15 protein-coding genes are annotated in these 20,121 nt (G+C 65.1%); 3 read left to right on the forward strand and 12 right to left on the reverse strand.

Features of this window, described 5'->3' with window-relative positions:
* Nucleotides 1-167 precede the first annotated feature (167 nt).
* The 3 genes from BRA1417_RS0133355 (at nucleotide 168) to BRA1417_RS45110 (ending at nucleotide 3,656) form a co-directional block, all read left to right on the forward strand.
* A complete protein-coding gene (locus tag BRA1417_RS0133355) occupies nucleotides 168-2,858 on the forward strand; it encodes an alpha/beta hydrolase fold domain-containing protein (protein WP_027519502.1) in 2,691 nt (896 codons plus the stop codon).
* Between the two features lie 130 nt (nucleotides 2,859-2,988).
* Nucleotides 2,989-3,261 (forward strand): hypothetical protein, encoded by a 273-nt coding sequence (locus tag BRA1417_RS0133360; RefSeq protein WP_027519503.1) that lies wholly within the window; start codon nucleotides 2,989-2,991, stop codon nucleotides 3,259-3,261.
* An 89-nt stretch (nucleotides 3,262-3,350) separates the two neighbouring features.
* A complete protein-coding gene (locus tag BRA1417_RS45110; RefSeq protein ID WP_007601056.1) occupies nucleotides 3,351-3,656 on the forward strand; it encodes a hypothetical protein in 306 nt (101 codons plus the stop codon).
* 21 nt (nucleotides 3,657-3,677) lie between these two features.
* Here BRA1417_RS45110 and BRA1417_RS45115 read toward each other — a convergent pair whose 3' ends face one another.
* The 12 genes from BRA1417_RS45115 to BRA1417_RS0133430 all read right to left on the reverse strand — a co-directional run bounded on the left by BRA1417_RS45115 (nucleotide 3,678) and on the right by BRA1417_RS0133430 (nucleotide 20,115).
* On the reverse strand, nucleotides 3,678-3,833 hold the full coding sequence (locus BRA1417_RS45115; protein WP_014493103.1) for a hypothetical protein: 156 nt from the start codon (nucleotides 3,831-3,833) through the stop codon (nucleotides 3,678-3,680).
* 113 nt (nucleotides 3,834-3,946) lie between these two features.
* On the reverse strand, nucleotides 3,947-4,462 hold the full coding sequence (locus BRA1417_RS0133375; protein ID WP_027519504.1) for a septal ring lytic transglycosylase RlpA family protein: 516 nt from the start codon (nucleotides 4,460-4,462) through the stop codon (nucleotides 3,947-3,949).
* Between the two features lie 347 nt (nucleotides 4,463-4,809).
* Complete coding sequence (locus tag BRA1417_RS0133385) at nucleotides 4,810-6,060, reverse strand: DUF1501 domain-containing protein (protein ID WP_027519506.1); 1,251 nt, start codon at nucleotides 6,058-6,060, stop codon at nucleotides 4,810-4,812.
* A 2-nt stretch (nucleotides 6,061-6,062) separates the two neighbouring features.
* Complete coding sequence (locus BRA1417_RS0133390; RefSeq protein ID WP_027519507.1) at nucleotides 6,063-7,514, reverse strand: DUF1800 family protein; 1,452 nt, start codon at nucleotides 7,512-7,514, stop codon at nucleotides 6,063-6,065.
* A 162-nt stretch (nucleotides 7,515-7,676) separates the two neighbouring features.
* Nucleotides 7,677-10,196 carry a M56 family metallopeptidase gene (locus BRA1417_RS0133395; protein ID WP_027519508.1) on the reverse strand — a complete coding sequence of 840 codons (2,520 nt, stop codon included), beginning with the start codon at nucleotides 10,194-10,196 and terminating at the stop codon, nucleotides 7,677-7,679.
* Complete coding sequence (locus tag BRA1417_RS0133400; protein ID WP_027519509.1) at nucleotides 10,193-10,585, reverse strand: BlaI/MecI/CopY family transcriptional regulator; 393 nt, start codon at nucleotides 10,583-10,585, stop codon at nucleotides 10,193-10,195. The genes BRA1417_RS0133395 and BRA1417_RS0133400 overlap by 4 nt, the downstream gene beginning before the upstream one ends.
* A gap of 345 nt (nucleotides 10,586-10,930) precedes the next feature.
* Nucleotides 10,931-12,583, reverse strand: a complete 1,653-nt coding sequence (locus BRA1417_RS0133405; protein ID WP_084462365.1) for an NAD-dependent malic enzyme — start codon at nucleotides 12,581-12,583, stop codon at nucleotides 10,931-10,933.
* A gap of 452 nt (nucleotides 12,584-13,035) precedes the next feature.
* Nucleotides 13,036-14,034 carry a tripartite tricarboxylate transporter substrate binding protein gene (locus BRA1417_RS0133410; RefSeq protein WP_027519511.1) on the reverse strand — a complete coding sequence of 333 codons (999 nt, stop codon included), beginning with the start codon at nucleotides 14,032-14,034 and terminating at the stop codon, nucleotides 13,036-13,038.
* A gap of 98 nt (nucleotides 14,035-14,132) precedes the next feature.
* On the reverse strand, nucleotides 14,133-16,463 hold the full coding sequence (locus BRA1417_RS0133415; RefSeq protein WP_027519512.1) for a mechanosensitive ion channel domain-containing protein: 2,331 nt from the start codon (nucleotides 16,461-16,463) through the stop codon (nucleotides 14,133-14,135).
* An 844-nt stretch (nucleotides 16,464-17,307) separates the two neighbouring features.
* The gene (locus tag BRA1417_RS0133420; protein ID WP_027519513.1) at nucleotides 17,308-18,258 is read right to left on the reverse strand and encodes a polyphosphate kinase 2 family protein; all 951 of its coding nucleotides are present in this window, start codon (nucleotides 18,256-18,258) and stop codon (nucleotides 17,308-17,310) included.
* Nucleotides 18,218-19,237: a branched-chain amino acid ABC transporter permease gene (locus tag BRA1417_RS0133425; RefSeq protein ID WP_027519514.1), complete on the reverse strand. Its 1,020-nt coding sequence runs from the start codon at nucleotides 19,235-19,237 to the stop codon at nucleotides 18,218-18,220. Before BRA1417_RS0133425 ends, BRA1417_RS0133420 begins: the two co-directional genes overlap by 41 nt.
* Nucleotides 19,234-20,115 (reverse strand): branched-chain amino acid ABC transporter permease, encoded by an 882-nt coding sequence (locus BRA1417_RS0133430; RefSeq protein ID WP_027519515.1) that lies wholly within the window; start codon nucleotides 20,113-20,115, stop codon nucleotides 19,234-19,236. Before BRA1417_RS0133430 ends, BRA1417_RS0133425 begins: the two co-directional genes overlap by 4 nt.
* Nucleotides 20,116-20,121: the final 6 nt, after the last annotated feature.

The raw sequence follows: 20,121 nt of genomic DNA on the forward strand, positions 1-20,121 counted from the left end.
TTAGCCCGGGTAATCACGGCCATTGTGCATCGCGATGCGTGCATTGAAGCAACGTTCGCGCAGCCACGATGACGCCGCAAACGGCCACCGAAGATTGCACTTGTTCTGATGACAAGCCGAACCTGCAGCGATAGCCTGCCGGCAAAACAAAACACGGAGGAAATGCCATGCCTGATGCAATGGTTGCTGCGCGTGCCTCTGACGCGGGGCGCGGAACCAGCCAGCAGGTCGATGTTGCCGTGGTCGGTGCCGGATTTGCCGGCCTCTATCTCCTCCATCGGCTGCGCAAAGCCGGCCTGACGGCGGTCGGCCTCGAAGAAGCCGGCGACGTCGGCGGCACCTGGTACTGGAACCGATATCCCGGTGCGCGCTGCGATATCCAGACCATCGATTACAGCTACACCTTCGATCCGGACCTCGAGACCGCCTGGACCTGGTCGGAGAAATACGCGACCCAGCCCGAGATCCTGCGCTATCTCGGCTTCGTCGCCGACCGTTACGATCTCAGGCGCGACATTCGCTTCAAGACCAAGGTCACGGAAGCGAAATGGGACGAGGCCACCGGACGCTGGCAGCTCACCACCGACAATGGCGCGCCGGTCTCCTGCCGCCATTACATCATGGCCACCGGCTGCCTCTCGGCGCCGAAGCCGCCGGAGATCGACGGCGTGAAGGACTTCAAGGGCGAGGTCTATTTCACCGGACGCTGGCCGCATGACGGCGTCAATCTCGCCGGAAAACGCGTCGCGGTGATCGGCACGGGATCGTCGGCCATTCAGTCGATCCCGCTGATCGCCGAGCAGGCCGCCCACCTGACCGTGTTCCAGCGCACGCCGAATTTCGCGCTGCCTGCGCACAACGGTCCCGCGCCTTCCGATCGCATGAGCCTGCTGCAAGGCGATCGCGCGGCCTATCGCGAGCAGGCGCGCCAGTCGATGGCCGGCGTGCCCTATCCGCAGCAGACGGTCGTGAGCTGGCAATTAAGCGATGCCGAGCGTCGTGAGCGGTTCGAACGCGCCTGGGCGGCCGGCGACCTCGTCCACATCCTGACCCAGCTCTGGGCCGACCAGGCGGTGGACCTCGACGGCAACAAGATCGTCCAGGGTCTGATCCGCGAGAAGATCCGCGCCGCCGTCAAAGACCCCGAGACCGCCGCGGCGCTGATGCCGGACGATCATCCGTTCGGCGCCAAGCGGCCCTGCCTCGATACCAACTACTATGCGACCTACAACCGGCCGAACGTCACGCTGGTCAATCTGCGTCAGGAGCCGATCAAGGCGATCACCGCAACTGGGATCACCACGGCCAAGCGCAGCATCGACGTCGATGTGATCGTGTTCGCAACCGGCTTCGACGCCATGACCGGCGCGATCCGCGCCGTGCATCCGATCACCGGACGTGGCGGCAAGTCGCTCACCGATGTCTGGGCGCAGGGGCCGCAGACCTATCTCGGGCTCACCGTCGAGGGCTTTCCGAACTTCTTCATGATCACCGGGCCCGGCAGCCCGTCGGTGCTGTCGAACATGGCGGTGTCGATCGAGCAGCATGTCGACTGGGTGGTCGATCGTCTCGCGGCATTGCGCGACGCCGGCTTCACCACGATCGAGCCGACCGAGACGGCGCAGGCCGGCTGGAACAGGCACATGGCCGACTGCTCTATGGTGACGCTGCACCGGCTCGCCAACACCTGGTACACGGGCGCAAACGTGCCCGGCAAGGTGCAGGGCCTGATGCCCTATACCGGCGGTGTCGGTCCCTATCGCAGCATCTGCGACGAGGTGGTCAGCCGCGGCATGCTCGGCTTCAAGCTGACCGGTCCCAACGTCGCCGCGCAATGCAATGACGGCGAGGTGGTGCGCCTGCAGCCCGATGTGCGGCTGGTGCTCAACCTGCTGGCGTCGCTCAACCTCCCGCCGATCGAGTCGATGGGCGCGCAAGGCGCCTGCGCCTTCGTCAATGAGTTCAACAAGGGCCGTCCCGCCGGACGGCCGATCGGCGAGATCGTCGACGGTACGCTGCCCGGTGCCGACGGTCCCTTGCCTTATCGGGTCTACAAGCCGGCAACATCAGGGCCGCATCCGGTCGTGGTCTATTTCCACGGCGGCGGCTGGGTGCTCGGCGACGAGCAGTCGGACGAGCCGTTCTGCCGCGACATGGTGCGGCGGACCGGCATGATGCTCGTCAGCGTCGGCTATCGTCATGCGCCCGAGCATCGTTTCCCGGCCGCGACCGAGGACGGCTATGCGGCGACGCGCTGGATCGCCGAGCATGCCGCCGAGCTCGGCGGCAAGCCAGGCCCGGTGCTGGTCGCGGGCTGGAGTGCCGGCGGCAACATCGCCGCCGTCACCTGCCAGCTCGCACGCGATCGCGGCGGGCCTGAGATCGCGGGCCAGCTCCTGATCTGCCCGGTCACTGACTGCACCTTCGACCGCCCCTCCTACAACGACAATGCGACCGGCTATTTCCTGACCCGCTCGTTGATGTACTGGTTCTGGGACCTCTATTGCTCGCCGGCCGACCGCACCGATCCCCGCGCCTCGCCGCTCCGCGGCAAGGTCGCAGGCCTGCCGCCGGCCTTCGTCGTCACCTGCGAATTCGATCCGCTGCGCGACGAAGGCATCGCCTATGCCGAGGCAATGGCGGCCGCCGGTGTCCCGGTCGAGCAACTCAAGGCGCGCGGCCATTTCCACTCGTCCTTCACGATGGTGGACGTGATCATCACCGGCGCGCCGGGCCGGGTGCAGATGGCCGAGGCCTTGCGGCGCTTTGCCGGGTTGCCACCGGAGGTCAGCCGCGGCGACGATCGCAGTCAGGCTCATACCAGCCCGGGGCATAAGATCGCCGCGGCCGCGAGCTGAAAGCGAATAATCGGCCGGGAACAATTTCCCGGTCATCGCGTTTGGTGCTGTGGCATTGAGATGCAGTAATGGGTGTGGGCCCCGGCACGCAGGCTAGTGTGCCGGGGTTCTTTTTGCGTGAGGCGGAACGATGGGGGACGTGGTTGGGGATTCAAAGGTCGATTTTGGTGTCCTTGCGGTGCTGCATAAATGGCCATCGCTTGCGAACCAGCGACGGTCGGACCGAGCGTCCTACCAGGTGATCGAGGGCACGCTCGACGAATGCATCTCGGCGTTCATGGCCAAGCCGGCGGCGACCAGGCATCTCTATGAGATCCGCACCGTCGCGCAGCCGCCGCTGGTCACCGACATTCTCTCGCCCGAGCACATCACCGAGCTGGCGCGGCTGAGAGAATTTCTCTGATCCTGGCAGAAAGCACCGGCTGAGCGCAGGAACCTTCTTCCGGTTTTTCCCGTTGATGGTGATCGGAAGCGAAGGCGTGAGTGCCTCAGATGCTTGAAGCCGGCGTGCCAGCCCCTGTCGTGCCCTATGGCGCAGACCAGACCCTGTTCGTGGTGATCGATCGCCTCGACAAGGCGACTGAAATCCGTGTCGAGCGAAGCGATCTCGACGCCACGATCGGCGAGCTCGTCGCGGGCTGCTTCAACGACCCCGTCAAGGTCATCTCGTTCAACACGCTCGAGCACTGGATGAAGGATATCTCGACCGACGTCGCCGGCGAGATCCGGGCGCGCTGTGACATCGATGGCGTGACGCTGCCCGACTATCTCAGCGACTTCGTCGAGAGCCACAGCTGAGCGCGCGTGGGATAATGAGAATCAGGCGCGCCGGTACTTGCCGGCGATGACCTCGATCTCGCGGCGGCGTTCGCCCGCGAAGGTCAGGAGCTTTTCGATCGTCAATGTATCCGTGATCCGTTTGGCCAGCCGCTCGGCGCGTGCGGCCTGATCTTCGAGATACTGGATCGTATTCAAACGCCGCCTCCCAAGAGCTTCAACCTGGAGTCCCGAATGTTTGGGTATCCATGGTGGCTGGAGACGGCTAACAGCCGGTTAAGCACAGCGCTTCGGATCGATGTAGCTGCAAATTATCGCACCACGTCGAGCCGGACATTGGTGACACCCTTGTCGACCATGCCGAGCGCCTCCGCCGCGGAGGGCGAGATGTCGACCACGCGTCCGCGAACATACGGCCCGCGATCGTTGATCCTGACCGTGACAAAGCGGCCGGATGAGACATCGGTGACGCGCAGCTTTGTGCCGAACGGCAGGCTGGGATGGGCCGCGGTCAATTCGTTCTTGTCGAACCGCTCGCCGCTCGCCGTCTCCGTATCCGAATAGAAGCTGGCGAGGCCGTGCGAGACGCTCTGCTTCCCGTCGCCGTCGGGGACGCGCGCCCGGCTGATCGGACGCGGATGCAGCGCCGCCACCCGGTGCGGGCGCTCGACGGCGGCTTGGCGGTGGGTACCTAGATCGGCCTTCTGGCGGCCGACGGGCGATTGCGCACACGCCGCAAGCGACGCCGCGCCGATGATGGCGAGCAGTATCCGGCACAGGGTTGCCGGCGAAATCCGGGCAGTTTCGGCACGTGCAAATCGAGACATGATGCGCCCTCCGAACGACCCCGAGTTTCGGTGGGCAATGAGGGCAGAACCTTGTCGGAACGAAAGCGCGCCTGAGGCCGCCGCCGTTTCGCATTTAGCTGTGACGATTCCACCACACTGGCTTGTCCTGAATCGAGACAGACTCGCGGGATAAGCCCGAGACGACGCGCCAGACGATCGGGCGCGTCTCCGGGGAAACCTCGCCAGGTTGGGCGCCAGCCCTCGAGAGCCGCGCGAGCTCGCGCCGATAGAGCCACGGCCAGCCGGTTTTCAGGCTGGCGAGAAAGTCGAGCTCCCGTTGTGTCAGCGTGCACATCATGAACCCATCTGGTTGCAAAGCCGCGTCGTCAGCCGACGAGGCCTCCCATCGGTTTGACGTCGGCGCTGCCCGGGAAGACTGTTTCTGCGAGCACCTTCTCCTCGACACGCAGGTGATCCCTCAGCAGGCCCTTCAACACCGCGCGCAAATCCGTGGTCGGCTTGAGATCGCGATCCTCGAAGAGCTGCGCCGGCTTCAGACCCGGCCAGTCCGCGATCACGCGGCCGCCGCTGAGCCCGCCACCGATCAGGAAAGCGACCGTGCCCGTGCCGTGGTCGGTGCCCTGCGTCCCGTTGATGCGCGCTGTTCGCCCGAACTCGGTGACAACCGCGACGACGGTCTCGCGCCACGCCTCGCCCATGTTGCTCTCGATCGCGGCAAAGGCGCCGTCGAGCGCGCCGAGCAGATTGTAGAGCTGGCCCGAGGCCGCGCCCTCGGCGATGTGCGTATCCCAGCCGACGAAGCCCATGGCGCCGACACGCGGACCGTCGGGCTTTGCGAGATAGCGCGCGGCCGTGCCCGCGGCTTCGGCAAAATAGGCGCGCACGCGCGCGATGCCGGGCGGCGCCAAGGTCGGATCGTCGGACATCGGATCGCCCACGCCGGGCGCGCCGCCGAGCGAGGCGAGCCTCATGCGGGCCTGGAGCACGCTCGCGAGCTTCGGGTCGGTGTGCTGGTAGAGATCGAGCAGGCGGTTCTGCGTGTCCTCGCTCGCCGGCAACAATCGCTGCGGCACCCATGTCATGACGGGCGCCGAACCGCGCACCACCAGCGGCGTCACAGAGCCAATGCCGAGCGCGCGGCTGCCGCGTGGGTCGACAGGCCCGCCGGATTCGAGCGCGAGCAGCGCTCGGTTGAGCCATCCCGAACTCGTCATGCCTGGCTTGACGAGCCCGCTTTCCAGCACATCCTGGCCGTCGAAATGCGATCGCTCGCGGTAGGGCGTCGCGGTGGCATGGATGATTGCAGCCTTGCCGCTTTTGTAGAGCCGATGCAGGTTCGGCATCGCCGGATTGAGCGCGAAGAAGGCATCGAGCGGCAGCACCGGCGGCTTGCCGTCCAGCACCAGCGCGCGATCGCCACGCAAGGAGATCCAGTCGGGATCGCCGACCGGCGCGACCGCGCCAAGGCCGTCGAGCGCGCCGCGCAGCACGATGACCAGCAGGCGCGGATCGCGCCCTTCTGCGCGCGCAATCCGCGGCATCTGGCTCCATGCGAATAGTGCGCCGGATCCGACCAGAAGCTCGCGCCGCGTGGGCAAATGATTGACGACGCCCATGCTCACCTCCTCTGAAAATCCGCCGACATGAACAAGAGCGCCAACGCCTGCTGCCGGCTCTCGGCACGGCCGACCGCCTGCTTCACCTCGGGCGCGATCTCGGATCCGAACACGTCCTCGATGATCGCTTGAGGATCGGCCGTGGCCGCCACGCTCTCGGCAAAATTGTTGGCGATGTCGAGCCGCCGGCCGACGCCGTCGATCCAGCTCGCCTCGTCGTCCGGATAGCCCTTGGGCGCGGACGGACGCCACAGCGCCTCGCCGAGCAGCTCCAGGCCGCCGGTGAAGCGGACCGGATCAACCGTCGTGATCCCGGTCGCGCGCACCACGCCAACGCCCCACTCGCTGGGACGCTTGAGTTTCGACGTCGGCTCGCGCCAGGCTTCGTCGGACGACACCATCGCGATCGCGACTTGCTTGAGATCGCCCTCGGTGTCGCGAAAAGTCTTCGCCATCTGCTCGATCAGCACAGGCGGCGGCTCGTCGGCGACGAAGTGCCGGGCGAGCTTGGTCGCGACATGGGTCGCGGTGGCCGGATTCGCGGCGAGATCGCGCAGCACCGCACGGCCCTGCTCGACATCTTCCTGTTCGTAGCGCTTGCCGAGCACGGTCTGCCCGCCGGGCTCGTGCAGCCGCGGATTGAAGGTGAATTCGCCACCGTGCTCGGGATTGTCGCCGGGCGGCACCAGCGTCCATCCCGTCAGCACATTGGCGAAGCTGATGACGTCGTCCTGAGTGTAGCCGGTCCGCACACCGAGCGTATGCAGCTCCATGATCTCGCGCGCGATGTTCTCGTTGAGGCCGCGGCTGCGGTTGATGCCGGCGATCGAGTTGGCGCCCATCGAGCCGAGATTGTCGAGATAGAACAGCATCGCCGGGTGGCCCTCGACGGCCAACAGGAGATCGACGAAGCGGCCGAGCGCATTGGCGCGAACGGCCTCGCGCTCATAGGCGCCGGACATGCTCCGGATCTTGTTGGCCGAGACGCAGAAATGGTTGGACCAGAACCACACCAGCCGCTCGGCAAAGCCGATGTCTGCGGAAAGCGCCGCTTCCGTGCGCACCTTGGCTTCCTGCAAATAGATCGGACGCCCTGGATCGGGAATGGCATCGGCCGCTTGCTTCGCCGCCATCTCGGCGGCGTCCTTGTCCGCTCCCTGCCCTTGCGTCTGGTCTTCCGACATGGTCGGCGTCGCCGCCACCTGCTGCTTTTTTGCCTGCTGCTGAGCCTGCTTGGCGCGCGCGGCGCGCCGCGCATTGGCATCGGCCACGGTGCGATAGGCCTTTGCGCTGGAAGGAAGACTCGCGGCGGCGTTCAGGACGAGCGGGCGGTCGAGCTCGGCTATCAGCGCGCCACGCGGGTCGGTCCCGAGAGCCGCGATCGACCCCGGACGCGGCCCCATCCCGAAGCGATGAAGTGCGATCACGGCCTCGGCCTTTGCAGAACTGCTCATGGCGAATGCCCAATTCTTTCGAGCCTGCCGACGGCGCCGGCGTGAAGCTACAAACCGTAATGCTACATATCGTAGCATTCACGGCGTGGGTCTGCAAGCGCAGATTGAGCGATCGCCGCCATGAACTCGGGAGCCGCCGGTCCCGCAGCGGCGGCGCTCGTCCTAAAAATTCGGCCCGAGCGCGATCTTGGTGATCGTGCCGTTTCTGACGCCGATGCGCCATTCCGCCGAACCGTTGGCGAACTGGGCAACATAGATATCGCTGTCGAGCGCGGTGACGCCGCGGAAGGAGACCGCACGCAGCGCACCCAGCCGCGTCAGGATCGCCTGATCGAAGGGAAGCTGCGCGCGTGTGATGTCGGCGACTTCGGACGTCATGCGTTCGTAGTCCGGCTGTCCCTTGCCGACGCCCTCGATGTAGCGGCGCAGCATCTCCTCGCCATTGGCAATCGGAACGGCGCGCCGCGCTGCGCGACCCGGACGTGCGCCGAGGTTTGAGGCCTCGACATTGTGAAAGCGCGTTTGCCGACCAGGCACCAGGATCTCCATGCACCGTCCCGACTTGTCGGCAATCACCCACGGATTGTTCACGGTGGTGGTGGAGGCCCAGGTCATGTTGGGCCTGACGGCGCTCTGCGTCTTGCGATTGCCGTCGGCATCGAGATTGAAAACCTGGATGTCGTCGCCCATCTCGTTATAGACCATGATCCTGATCGGCGAGGTGCCGGCGCGGCCGCGCACGTTCGCCTCCTCAGAGCAAGGCACGATGCCACCGAGCTCGTCGTTGCCGTCGGCTCTGAAGATGACATCGCCGGCTTTGCCGTCGGGCTCGAGCAGCAGCCGGAATTCGGCCGTGCCGTTCTCGAATTTCGCGCCGTAGATGTCGTAGCCGCCGGGTCCGACGCCGCGGAAGAAGATCGATTCCAGCCCGCCGAGCGCAACGAAAATCGCGTGCATTTCATTGAGCTGGCGGTGGAGCTTGGCGGCGAGCGGTGCGCTCATGCGCTCGTAGTTCGGCGTGCCGGCGCGCAGATCCTCGATCCCGCGCACGATCATCTCCTTGCCGCCGACGGCTGGGACCTGCTCCCTGAAGCGATCGGGGACTTCGGCAAGGCGGCGCGCGAAATCCGCTTCGACGGCCTGAGCCACCGCCGCATCGACCCGGGCCGCAAGACGGGCGCCGAAAACCGCACTTTGTAGCAACACGCGCGAGACCCTCGACCGCTCGTCGCGCAGGAAGATCACGAGATGGTCGCCGCGGAAGGAGAAGGCATCAGTGCCCTCGGCAAGGATTTGCGTCGTGCCCTGCCCGGTTTCCTGCAACCAGAGACGGTCGTCATCGCGGCGCACGGTGAGCACGCGGTTCGGCGCAATCCTGTACCAGCCGACATATTGATCGAGCGAGGCAGGTTCGGTCGCAGGCGCCGGCATCTCGGCGACACGCACCGCGCGCACGTCGCGGCCGTTGAGCCGCAGCATCAGTTCGGAGGAGCGACGTTCCGCATCGAGCGGGAACGTGATCTCGCCCGACGAAGCCATGTAGGAGGCGGTGCCGTCACTGCCGACCGTCAGGCGCAGCCGGCGCTGCCCGGTGAGCTGCCCGGAGAGATCGTCACCCTCGCGGAAGACGGCGAACACCGAGGTCGGGCCCATGGCGTAGAAATTGACGAAGGGGCGGTAATGCTGGGCCGGCACCTCGCCGCTATCCGCAGCGAGCGGCGCAGGCTCCGGGGTGCGATAGGCGATCATGCCGGCGGACACGATCACGGCCGGAACGATCGCGGCCGCGATCCACGCCCGCTTGCGCCAGCCGACCGCGACGGGCATCGCGGAGGTCGCGATGATGCGCTCGACGCGGGCGCGCACGGTCGAGGCCCGTGCCATCGCGAGCTCGAGCGGCCGCGGGCTTACCGTGCTTGCGAAATCAAGCAGGATTTCCGCATAGGACAGCCGGTCGTCGATCACCTCGATCGCCTCGGCGTCGCTGATGATCTCGGCAAGTTCGGCAAGACGCGCGAGCTGCCACCAGGCGAACGGGCTGAACCAGAACACCGCGCGATTGAGCGAGGCGAGCAGGAGGATATGGAAATCGCGGTTGGCGACATGCGCGCCCTCATGCGCGAGCACCGCGAGGCGCTTCTTGGCGTCCCAGCCGGCAAATTGCGGCGGCACCAGAATGGTCGAGCCAAACGTGACGGGACCGCCGACGTCGCGGCTGACGCGCACGTCGGCGTCGACCAGGTGCGGACCGTTGATCGGCCTTGCCGCGCGCGCGAGGCGCCAGGTCAGACAGAGGCCGATCGCCAGCCGCAGCAGCAACAGGCTGGCGACGGCGAGATGGATGATTGTGGCGATCAGCCACCAATTGATCGAGACGCCGCTCTTCGCCGGCGAAACAATTGCCGCGCCGGGCGCGATCGGCTGCATGGGCTGCGGCATCTCGAGCATCGAGATATCAGCCGGCAGGACGTCATCCGGCACCGATACCGGCAATGGCAGCCGGGTGATCGTGACCGTCGGCCAATGCATTACTAGAGGCATCGCCAGCGATGCCAGCAGCACGACGACCCACGCCGTCATGTGGACGTGCGGATTGCGCACGCGAAACAGGTTGAGGCCGAACCAGACGACGCCTCCCAGCACAAGGGAGCGCAGCGCCGCCTCCGCCAGAGTTGCGATCATTCTTTCTTCACTCCCCTCGCCTTCTTCGCCTTGGCCACCTGGTCGGCCAGTGTGCGCAACTGCTGCTGGTCGAGCATTGCATTGTCGACCATGCCGACGAGGACCTCCTCCATCGAGCCGTTGCAGAACCAATCGACGATGCGCTGCACCGCCTTGGCCGCAACCCGCGCGCGCGCTTCGGCTGCGTGGTAGACATAGGTGCGTCCGTCCACCGTGTGCCGAGCATAGCCCTTTTCTTCCAGCCGGCGCAGCACCGTGCGGACGGTCGATTCCTTCAGCCGACGCGACAGCTTCTCGCGCACCACCTCGGCCGTGACAGGACCATGGGCCCAAACCAGTTGCATGACCTCGTGCTCGAGATCGCCCAGTTCGGGCAAACGATCGTCCATGGCGGCTGACCTTTGTTTCGAATTTTCTTGTAGCGCTACGGATCGTCGCATACACGGCCGCGCCGTGCAACGGGGTTTCTACCAGAAATGGTATCGCGTGCTGACCGAACCGGGGAAATAACGTCTCGGGAGTCGGATCGACTTTCGATCGGGCTAGCGGACTGCCCTGCCCCTCACCCGGATTGCGCCGGACGATGCTTCACATCGCCGGGGTCAATCCGACCTCTCCCCGCAGAAGAGCGGGGAGAGGTTAGGAGGCAACCTCTCTCACTCCCTCGCCCCGTTCTTACGGGGAGAGGGTGGGGTGAGGGGCTGCCTCCGCAAATTCAGATCGAATTGTAAGCCTCAGTACTGCGGCTCGTACATCTGGGACTGAACCAGCCCCTTCACGTCGTTGGGCGCAGGACCGTCCGCGAGCCCGCGCTGAAAGGCGACGTCGGCGACAGCGGCGGCGATGCGGACCGAGACCTCGCGGATGCGCGGCAGCGCCGGGTAGAGGCTGCCTTGCGCGAGATCGTCCTTGCCGACGCAATCCGCGAGCGTATGGGCGGCCGCCATGAACATCTCGTCCGTTACCAGCCGCGAGCGGCTGGCGATCACGCCGAGGCCGACGCCCGGGAAGATGTAGGAGTTGTTGCCCTGGCGCGGCACGAAGGTGCGGCCGTTGAGCTTGACCGGGTCATACGGACTGCCGCAGGCAAACAGCGCGCGGCCGCCGGTGTAGCGGTAGGCGTCCTCCGCCGAGCATTCGGCCTTCGAGGTCGGATTGGAGAGCGCGAACACGATCGGCTGTTCGTTGAGCTCGGCCATCGCCTTGAGCACGTCGGGCGTGAAGGCGCCGCCGACCGCGGCAACACCGATGATCGCCGTCGGCTTCAGCGTCCTGATCGCGGTGAGGAAGTCGGCGATCGGCGCCTGGTCGGCATGGGCATAACGGAGCTTGTGACCGGACAGGCCTTCACGGCCGCCGACGACGAGGCCGCGGGAATCCACCAGCCAGTTGCGGCGGAGCGCTTCCGGCTCGGAGGCACCTTCCGCCATCATCGCGGACGTCACGAGATCGGCGATGCCGGTCGCGGCCTCGCCCGCGCCGAGGAACAGGATGCGCTGATCCTTCAGCTTGCCGCCGTTGATGCGAAGCGCCGAAAACAGGCCGGCGAGCGCCACCGCAGCCGTGCCCTGGATGTCGTCGTTGAAGACGCAGGCCTCATCGCGGTATTTATGCAGCAGCTTGAACGCTGAATGATTCGCGAAATCCTCGAACTGGATCAGCACACCCGGAAAGGTCTTACGCGCGGCGACCATGAACTCGTCGACGAAGCTATCATAGGCCTCGCCCGTGAGCCGCCGCTCGCGCAAGCCGAGATAATATGGATCCTTCAAGAGCTCTTCGTTGTTGGTGCCGACGTCGAGCACGATCGGCAGGCACGTTTCGGGATGCACGCCGGCGCAGGCGGAATAGAGCGAGAGTTTTCCGACTGGAATGCCCATGCCGTTGGCGCCGAGATCGCCGAGGCCGAGGATGCGCTCGCCATCGGTAACGACGATCAGCTTGGCCGGATAGGGCCAGTTCTTCAGGATCTCGGCGATCTGGCCGCGATCGCGCGAGGAAATGAACATGCCGCGCGGCCGCTGGAAGATCAGGCCGTATTTCTGGCAGGCGAGCCCGACCGTTGGCGTGTAGATGATCGGCTGGATCTCGTCGATATTGTCGACGACGACGCGGAAGAACAGCGCCTCGTTGCGGTCGTGCAAGGCATTCAGCGCGACGTATTTTTCGAGATCGGTCGGCAGCGTGCGCAGATTGACGAGCACCCGCTCGACCTGGGTCTCCATCGTCAGCACGCAAGGCGGAAGCAAGCCGCGCAGGCCGAGCGCATCGCGCTCCTTCGCGGTGAAGGCGGTGCCCTTGTTGAGCAGGGGATCGCGCAGCAGCGCCATGCCGTGCACGGAATCGGACGATGTCGAATGGGCGCGGACCCGAGCAGGTCTATTCACGAATTCCCCCAGGGAGTTTCTTATTGAAGGGCGGGCATTGTCGGCCAGCGCTCACCCGAGATCAAGGACGCAGAAGCCTGCGGCAAGCATCGTGATCCCGCACCGCAGCGAGGTTTTCGCGACAGACCGGTCGTCGTGCACGAAAAGGTTAACGCCGCAAAGCTAGTCACTCCTCTCATGTGAGGGTGTGCAAGACGCGCCGCGTTGGCGGTGGGGCTCCCTCTCCCGCTTGCGGGGGAGGGTTGGGGTGGGGGTATCTCCGCGTCGGGACTGTCGAGAATCGCGGCGGATGTTCCTGTGTGGTGAGAGCCCTCACCCGCCGCGCTCTGCGGCGCGTCGGCCTCTCCCGCAAGCGGGAGAGGCAAGCCCGCGCGATCTCACTCGCGGCCATCCTTCGAGACGGTCGCTGCGCGACCTCCTCAGGATGAGGAAAGCGCTTGTGGCGCCGCAAGCTACTCCGCCTTGATGTCGGCGGCCTTCACGATCGGCCACCATTTCTCGGTCTCGGCCTTCTGGAAGGCTCCGAGCGCTGCGGGCGTCTGCTGATCGGGCGGAGGAATCTCCTGCCCCAATTCGCCAAAGCGCTGCTTGACGGCAGGATCGGCAAGCACGGTGACGATGGCGGCGTTGAGCTTCGCGACGATCTCCTTCGGCGTGTTCTTCGGTGCCCAGATGCCGTGCCAGTAGGAGATGTAGAGACCGGGCAGCCCCGCCTCGTCGACCGTCGGGATATCGGGCGCGGAGGCGAGCCGCGTCGGCGACGTCACCGCGAACGCCTTGATCGTACCGTTCTTGTAGTGCGGCAGCGAGTTCGAGGCCTGATCGAACATGATGTCGATCTGCCCGGCCACGAGGTCGATCATGGCGGGCCCCGCGCCGCGATAGGGCACGAACTGGAAGTCGGTGCCGGTTCTCTCCTTGAAGAAGACACCGGCGACGTGGGCACCCGTGCCGGCACCGGCGGTACCGGCAGTCACCTTGCCGGGATTGGCCTTCAGCCACGCGATCATCTCTTTCAGAGTGTTGGCCTCGAGCGACTTCCGGCCGACGATGAGCTGCGTGCCCATCGCGATCGTCGCGACCGGCTCGAAATCGGCGATCACATCGTATGGCAGCTTGAAGATCGCGCCGTTGAGCACATGCGTGCCCCAATGGCCGATCGTGATCGTGGTGCCATCAGGCGTTGCACGCGCAACGCGGGCGCCGGCGATGCTGCCGGAGGCGCCCGCCACGTTTTCGACCACGATCGTCGCGTGCAATTCGGCGGCGATGCGTTCGGACAGGATGCGTGCCAGCGTGTCGGTCGGACCGCCCGCCGCGAACGGCACCACGAGGGTGATCGGCCGCGACGGAAACGGCTGGGCGTTTGCCGGTGTGGCCCACGCCGCACATCCGATCAAGGCGCACACGACCATCACGTGGCCACGCAGTCCAGCCCACCGCCCCCGCATTCCATCCACCCTTTTTCACCGCCCGCATGTCGTCAGCGGGCTGGGGCGAAGTGAACGCTGCCGGTTCGACCAAGGCAAGCGGTAAGTTTACCAAGCGACTATCCTGCCGCTCGACGCGGCGTCAGATGAGCGGCGCTATCAGCCGGCGGCGCGATGTGCATCAGGATGGTCTGGGTGGCGGATGCGACCTCGATGCCGTTGTGCTGGAAACGCTGCTTCATGCGGCGGTTGAATTCGCGCTGCACCGGCCAGCGGCCGGCCTCGGTGCAACGGATCTGGCCGACGATCGACACCATGGCGCCATCGACCTTGTCGATGCCCCAGAGCTCGAGATCGCCGCGGATCAGGCTGCGGAATTCCGCCTCGCGGCGCATCTCGTCGACGATGTCCTTGAGGATCTGGCCGGCGCGGTCGGTGTCCTCCTTGTAGGCGACGTTGACGCTGACGGACGCATTGCCGGCGCCGCGGCTGGCATTGGTGATGGTCGTGACCGCGCTGAACGGCACGATGTGCACGGCACCGTCGCCAGCCCGCAGCCTGATCGTGCGGATCGAGACGTTCTCGACCACGCCCGAGAGCCCCGACACGCTGACGCTGTCGCCGACCTGGACGGTGTTCTCCAGCAGCAGGAATAGCCCGGTGATGAGATCCTGCACCAGCTTTTGCGAACCGAAGCCGATGGCGATGCCGACGATGCCGGCGCCCGCCAGCAGCGGCGCGACGTTGACGCCGATCTCGCTGAGCGCCGTGAGGCCGACGACGGTGGCGATCACGCACAGCAAGGCCGTGCGCAGCATCGGCTGAAAGGTCCGCAGCCGCGCGGCGCGGGCATAGTGGCCGTCGCGCGACAGCGAATTTATCTGGCGGTCCAGCAGCGCGTTACTGGCTTCCCAGATCGCCGCTGCGATGAACACGGCAAGGCCGATCGTCACCACCGCCGAGATCAGTCGGCTGCCGATCTGGCCGCCATAGAACCAGACGATGGCGTCGACGCCCCAGACTTCGAGCACGGCCACCAGGCCGATGAAGGCGATGACGCCGGATACGATCTTGCGCAGCAGCGGCAGGTAGCGGTTGGCGCGAATCTCGAGGCCCGGAAAGCGCTGGAGGATCTCCGGCTTGATGCGGAAGCCGCGGTCGATCAGGCCCAGCGTCAGCATGATGGCAACGCGCGTGATCAGCGCTACCGCGATGGTGCCGACGAAATATTGCAGCAGTAACGAATAGCCGTTGCGAATGTTCAGCGCCCACACCGCCCACAGCGCCAGGTCGAGCGCGATGGCGAGATAATGCCAGCCGCCCGCAATGCGGTTGCGCAGTCCCGCCGCGATCCCCTGCCGGTCGGCCGGCGCGCGGATGGCTTCGGCGACCTGGCGGCGGCATTGCAGGATGATGACGACGATGAAGAGATGCACGACCAGCATCACCATGCGCAGGAGCGCGGCATAGCCGCCGCGATGCAGGCCCAGTAGCAGCGCCACATTGGCAAAGGCGATGCCGGAGACGCCGACACCGACGATACGGCGCGCCCAGATCTCGATATAGGCGGCGGTTTCGGCCTTGACCGGAAACAAGCCGAACGGCCCCGCCAGCACACGGACCACACAGATGAGCCCGCGCGAGAATGCATAGGCGTTGACGACCGCGAGGATCACGAGGCGGACGGTGGCGGGCTCGCCGATCTCGGTGCCGAGCAGCGCCGTGGCGACGCCGACAAAGACCAACACGGGAAGCAGCTCGAGCAGAAAGCGTCCCAGCACGAGGGGCAACCGCAGCATGATTTGCCAGGCCCGCGCCAGGCTGTGGCGGCGCCTGTGCAGTTCGGGCGCGGGGGTGACATCGGCCACCGATGACGGCGGATCGGCAATGGGCAACACCTGCACCGGCAGACGCGCCGTTTGCGGCATGCGCCCTTCAAGGAACACGACAGGGCGCCGGATCAGACGGAAGACCAGCCATTCGGCGCAAAAGGCGCAGCCGAACACCAGCGCAAGCTTCCAGGCGATCTCGATCAGGAGATTGTAGGCCGCGGGGTCGTTCACGGTACGCACGATCCAGTAATAGAACGCCGGGAAGTGCGTGAGCGTCCTGGCCATATCGGCGACCTCTCGCGAAATTTCGCCGATCTCCTCGGACACGGTGAGCATGAGCTGCGCACCGAGACCGTCGGCCGCGAGCGGGATCGGCGATTTTGGCTCGGGCGCGGGCTGCTGTGCACCGGACGCATTCGCGATCACGCGCAGCGTGTCGATCATCTGCGCGCGTTTCTTGTCGTCCTGAAGCGTGTCCAGCGCGCGCTTGGCCTCATCGGGCGACAACGCGGCAGCGCTGTTTGCCGCCGGTGCAGGCGGCGCGGCGCGGGTGCTGGAGAGAGATGAGATCGCGATCAAGAACGCGGCGAGAAGCGCGGAGGCAAGCTTATGCGACACGAGGGATTCCCTGGGAAAAATGAATGCGACGGCGACGTCGGGACCGTCACCGCCGAAGCACATGCATCATGTCGGATCGACGCTATTCGCCCGGGCGCTGTGTCGGAAGTTGGCCAATGAGGCGACATTCTCTTGGCATTTGCCGCGGTGCAGGAAACGGGAACCGCGGTCTCAAGCCCGGACGCGCGCCACTGGAATGCGGACGCACAAAACCTCTACCGTCACTCCGGGAGTCGGCCCGGAATGACGGCGATGAGGAGGAGAGAAGCACGATGTCAAAACGTGGCGGCCGCGTCACGGCCATCCGACATAATTCGGTGTGATGCAATCGATGTGACGTAGAATACAGCGCCGGGCAGGTAGGGGCTATGCCACACTGATGCAGCCCTCTAAACCTTGGCCCGGCGTGCCGTTCGCGTTTCTGCCGCTATGCGATAGTCCGAACGAGCTCCATCGCACTTAACGCGGCTGGTTCTGCGGAGGTGGTGTCATAGACCTCCCCTTGCTCTTGATGTGGACGTTGCGCGTCGCTTGTCTGCGACCGCTGCGATGGTCCTCCCGTGACGCAGGACTGTCAAGCACGATCAACGGCGCGCAAATCACATTTGAAAACGCGTTCCATTCCAGCGCGACGGATTCGCCGCTGCCGAAACACGAGAAGTGGACGAGTTACGAGACCGCCCTTCCCGCCGCTGTGGAGCGCGTCTGCTACGGTGGCCCGCGGGTCCTGAGGAATTTGGGGATGATGACATCATACCCCTGTTTTGCCCGACGAGTCAAACCACTTCGATAAATCCGCAATCGATCGAGCTGACCTTCAAGTCATTGATTTCGTTATCCCCGGCTACTGTGCATGGGGTTGTTTTCGCGTTTTTTGTTTCTTGCCCGCCTTCTCCTCCTTCTCCAGCGCCTTGCGCACCTCGTCGAACTCGCCCAGCGAGGCCTTGTCGGCGCGGGGAAATCGCAGATCGAGTTTTTCGAGCGCCGCGACGATGGCCGACCCGATCACGACGCGGGCGAACCATTTGTGGTCGGCCGGCACGACATACCACGGCGCATGAGGCGTTGCCGTGTGCCGGACGATGTCCTGATAGACCGCCTGGTAGCGCGGCCACAGCGCGCGCTCCTTGATGTCGTCCATGGAGAACTTCCACTGCTTGGACGGATCCTCCAGCCGGTCGAGGAAGCGCTCGCGCTGCTCGTCCTTGGACAGATTGAGGAAGAATTTCAGCACCACGGTGCCGTTGCGACAGAGATAGCGCTCCCACGCAGAGATGTCCTCGAATCGCTCCTTCCAGATGCTCTTGGTGACGAGCTTCGGCGGCAGCTTCTCCTTGCCGAGGATCTCCGGGTGCACGCGCGTCACCAGGCATTCCTCATAGTGGGAGCGGTTGAAGATGCCGATATGGCCCCGCTCCGGCAGCGCGACCACATGGCGCCAGAGGAAATCGTGGTCGAGCTCCTTGCTGCTCGGCGCCTTGAAGGCACTGACTTCGCAGCCCTGCGGATTGATGCCCTCGAAGATCGCCTTGATCGCAGAATCCTTGCCGCCGGCGTCCATCGCCTGGAACACGATCAGCACCGACCAGCGGTCCTGGGCGTAGAGCTTCTCCTGAAAGGAAATCAGCCGCTTCATGTTGGCATCGAGAATCTCCTGGGCCTTCTCCTTATCGAGGTCGCCCTTCTCGTTGGTCTTGTGGTCCTTGAGATGAAACTTGCCCGAGCCATCGTAGCGGAACGGCGTGATGTAGCGATCAAGTTCCTGGGCGAGCGATTTGGACGACTTCTTGCTCATGAGCACGGGGCACCTTGCGTTGCGGCTTCAATCGGTCGAGCAAGCTACCAAGGATGCCCTTCGGAAGGAATATGATGAAAAGCACGAGCAGCACGCCGTAGACGAGATTGTCCCAGCCGACCGCCTTGGTGCCAAAGCCGATGCGCAGGGTCTCGGCCAGCATAATCGTGATGACGGCGCCGAATGTCGGGCCGAGCGAGACGAACAGGCCGCCGACGATGGCCGCGAACACCATCTGGAGCGACACCGCGATGCCGCTGACGGTGTCCGGCGTGATGAACATCTGGTACTGGCAATAGATCGCGCCGGCCAAGGCCGTCATCAGCGCGCTGAGCAGCGTGATCTTCAGCTTCTCCGCGGTGACGTCGACACCGGCGGCGGCCGCGGCGTCCTCGTCCTCCGAGATCGCCTCCAGCGCATAGCGCGCCATGCTGCGATCGACCCAGTGCCAGACCACGATGCCGAACAGCCAGACCCCGAGCGCGATCAGGTACCAGGTGATCTTGTCGTCGAATTGCAGCGACCAGAGCTTGTTGCCCGCGGCCCGGTTCGGCGTGTAGCCGAGCGAGCCGCCGGTATAGTCGCGCGTCGCCGTGATGACCTGAAGCACGATGCCGGAGAGCGCGAGCGTCACCAGCACGAAATAATGCCCGGTGATGCGGAAGCGAAAACAGGGATAGCCGACGATCAGCGCCAGCGCACCGGCCGCGACCATGCCGATGGGAATGCCGATCCAGGGCGACCATCCCAGGTGATTCCAGACTAGCGCGGTGACATAGGCGCCTATGCCCATGAAACCGCCGTGGCCGAGCGAGACCAGGCCGAACCGCCCCATCATCGACCAGGACGTATAGGCGAACGACCAGATCAGGATCAGCACCAGGATGTGCAGATGATAGGGATCGCGATAGACGAAAGGCAGCGCGACCAGCGCGGCCAGTCCGATCCCCCAGGCCGCAAGCCGTCCCCGCCCCATCATCGGCGCCTCGCGAGCAGGCCCGCGGGCCGGATGAACATCATGACGATGAAGAACGCGAAGGCGAGCACATAGCCCCATTCGAGATCGGAGAACAGGCCGCCGAGCGAGATGATCTCGGCGAACACGAAGGCCGCGATGAAGCCGCCGATGAAATTGCCCAAGCCCCCGAGCACGCAGATCAGGAAAGTGATCGGCCCGAACGACAGACCGACGAAGGGATGCACGTCATATTGCAGCACAAGGAGGCACGCTGCGAGCCCGGCCAGCCCGCCGCCGATCGCGGAGGTGATGAGATAGATCCTCTTCGTGTCGACGCCCATCAGCGCCATGATCTGCCGGTCCTGCGAGATCGCCCGGATCGCGGTGCCGGTGAAGGTCCGCGTCATGAACAGATAGACCGCGACCATGCCGACCAGCGCAGCCAGGAAAGACAGAAGTCGTGCGTAGCTGAAATTCATGTCGCCGAAGGCGAGCACCGGCAGGCGGATGCCGAGGTTGCGGAAGTCGATGCCGAAGGCGACGGTGGCAAAGCTCTGCAGCACGAACAGCACCCCGCCGGTCGCCAGCAACTGGTTGATCGGCGGCGCGGTGAGCAGCGGAGCTATCACGAGGTAGTGCAGCGCCGCGCCGAGCAGCGCGACCAGCAGGATGGTGAGCGGCGCGGCGAGGAAATAGCTGATGCCGTAATACTGCACCAGGAAGTACATGGCGTACATGCCGATCATCACCAGCTCGGCATAGCAGATCCAGGTCACGTCGATGACGCCGAAGATCAAATTGAGCCCGAGCGCGAGCAGCGCCAGCACGCCGCCGAGCAGGATGCCGTTGATCACGGCCTCCAGCAGGTAGATATCGAAAATGTCCAAAAATGCTTGCATGCCCCG

The organism is Bradyrhizobium sp. WSM1417 (assembly GCF_000515415.1).
Lineage (GTDB): Bacteria > Pseudomonadota > Alphaproteobacteria > Rhizobiales > Xanthobacteraceae > Bradyrhizobium.

What these genes read in the sequence shown, in the direction of transcription:
- BRA1417_RS0133375 (WP_027519504.1), bottom strand. Translation starts at nt 4,462, where the DNA reads ATGTCTCGATTTGCACGTGCCGAAACTGCCCGGATTTCGCCGGCAACC.
- BRA1417_RS0133385 (WP_027519506.1), bottom strand. Translation starts at nt 6,060, where the DNA reads ATGGGCGTCGTCAATCATTTGCCCACGCGGCGCGAGCTTCTGGTCGGA.
- BRA1417_RS0133425 (WP_027519514.1), bottom strand. Translation starts at nt 19,237, where the DNA reads ATGATGGGGCGGGGACGGCTTGCGGCCTGGGGGATCGGACTGGCCGCG.
- BRA1417_RS0133430 (WP_027519515.1), bottom strand. Translation starts at nt 20,115, where the DNA reads ATGCAAGCATTTTTGGACATTTTCGATATCTACCTGCTGGAGGCCGTG.
- BRA1417_RS0133390 (WP_027519507.1), bottom strand. Translation starts at nt 7,514, where the DNA reads ATGAGCAGTTCTGCAAAGGCCGAGGCCGTGATCGCACTTCATCGCTTC.
- BRA1417_RS0133395 (WP_027519508.1), bottom strand. Translation starts at nt 10,196, where the DNA reads ATGATCGCAACTCTGGCGGAGGCGGCGCTGCGCTCCCTTGTGCTGGGA.
- BRA1417_RS0133355 (WP_027519502.1), top strand. Translation starts at nt 168, where the DNA reads ATGCCTGATGCAATGGTTGCTGCGCGTGCCTCTGACGCGGGGCGCGGA.
- BRA1417_RS45110 (WP_007601056.1), top strand. Translation starts at nt 3,351, where the DNA reads ATGCTTGAAGCCGGCGTGCCAGCCCCTGTCGTGCCCTATGGCGCAGAC.
- BRA1417_RS0133420 (WP_027519513.1), bottom strand. Translation starts at nt 18,258, where the DNA reads ATGAGCAAGAAGTCGTCCAAATCGCTCGCCCAGGAACTTGATCGCTAC.
- BRA1417_RS0133360 (WP_027519503.1), top strand. Translation starts at nt 2,989, where the DNA reads ATGGGGGACGTGGTTGGGGATTCAAAGGTCGATTTTGGTGTCCTTGCG.
- BRA1417_RS0133400 (WP_027519509.1), bottom strand. Translation starts at nt 10,585, where the DNA reads ATGGACGATCGTTTGCCCGAACTGGGCGATCTCGAGCACGAGGTCATG.
- BRA1417_RS0133410 (WP_027519511.1), bottom strand. Translation starts at nt 14,034, where the DNA reads ATGCGGGGGCGGTGGGCTGGACTGCGTGGCCACGTGATGGTCGTGTGC.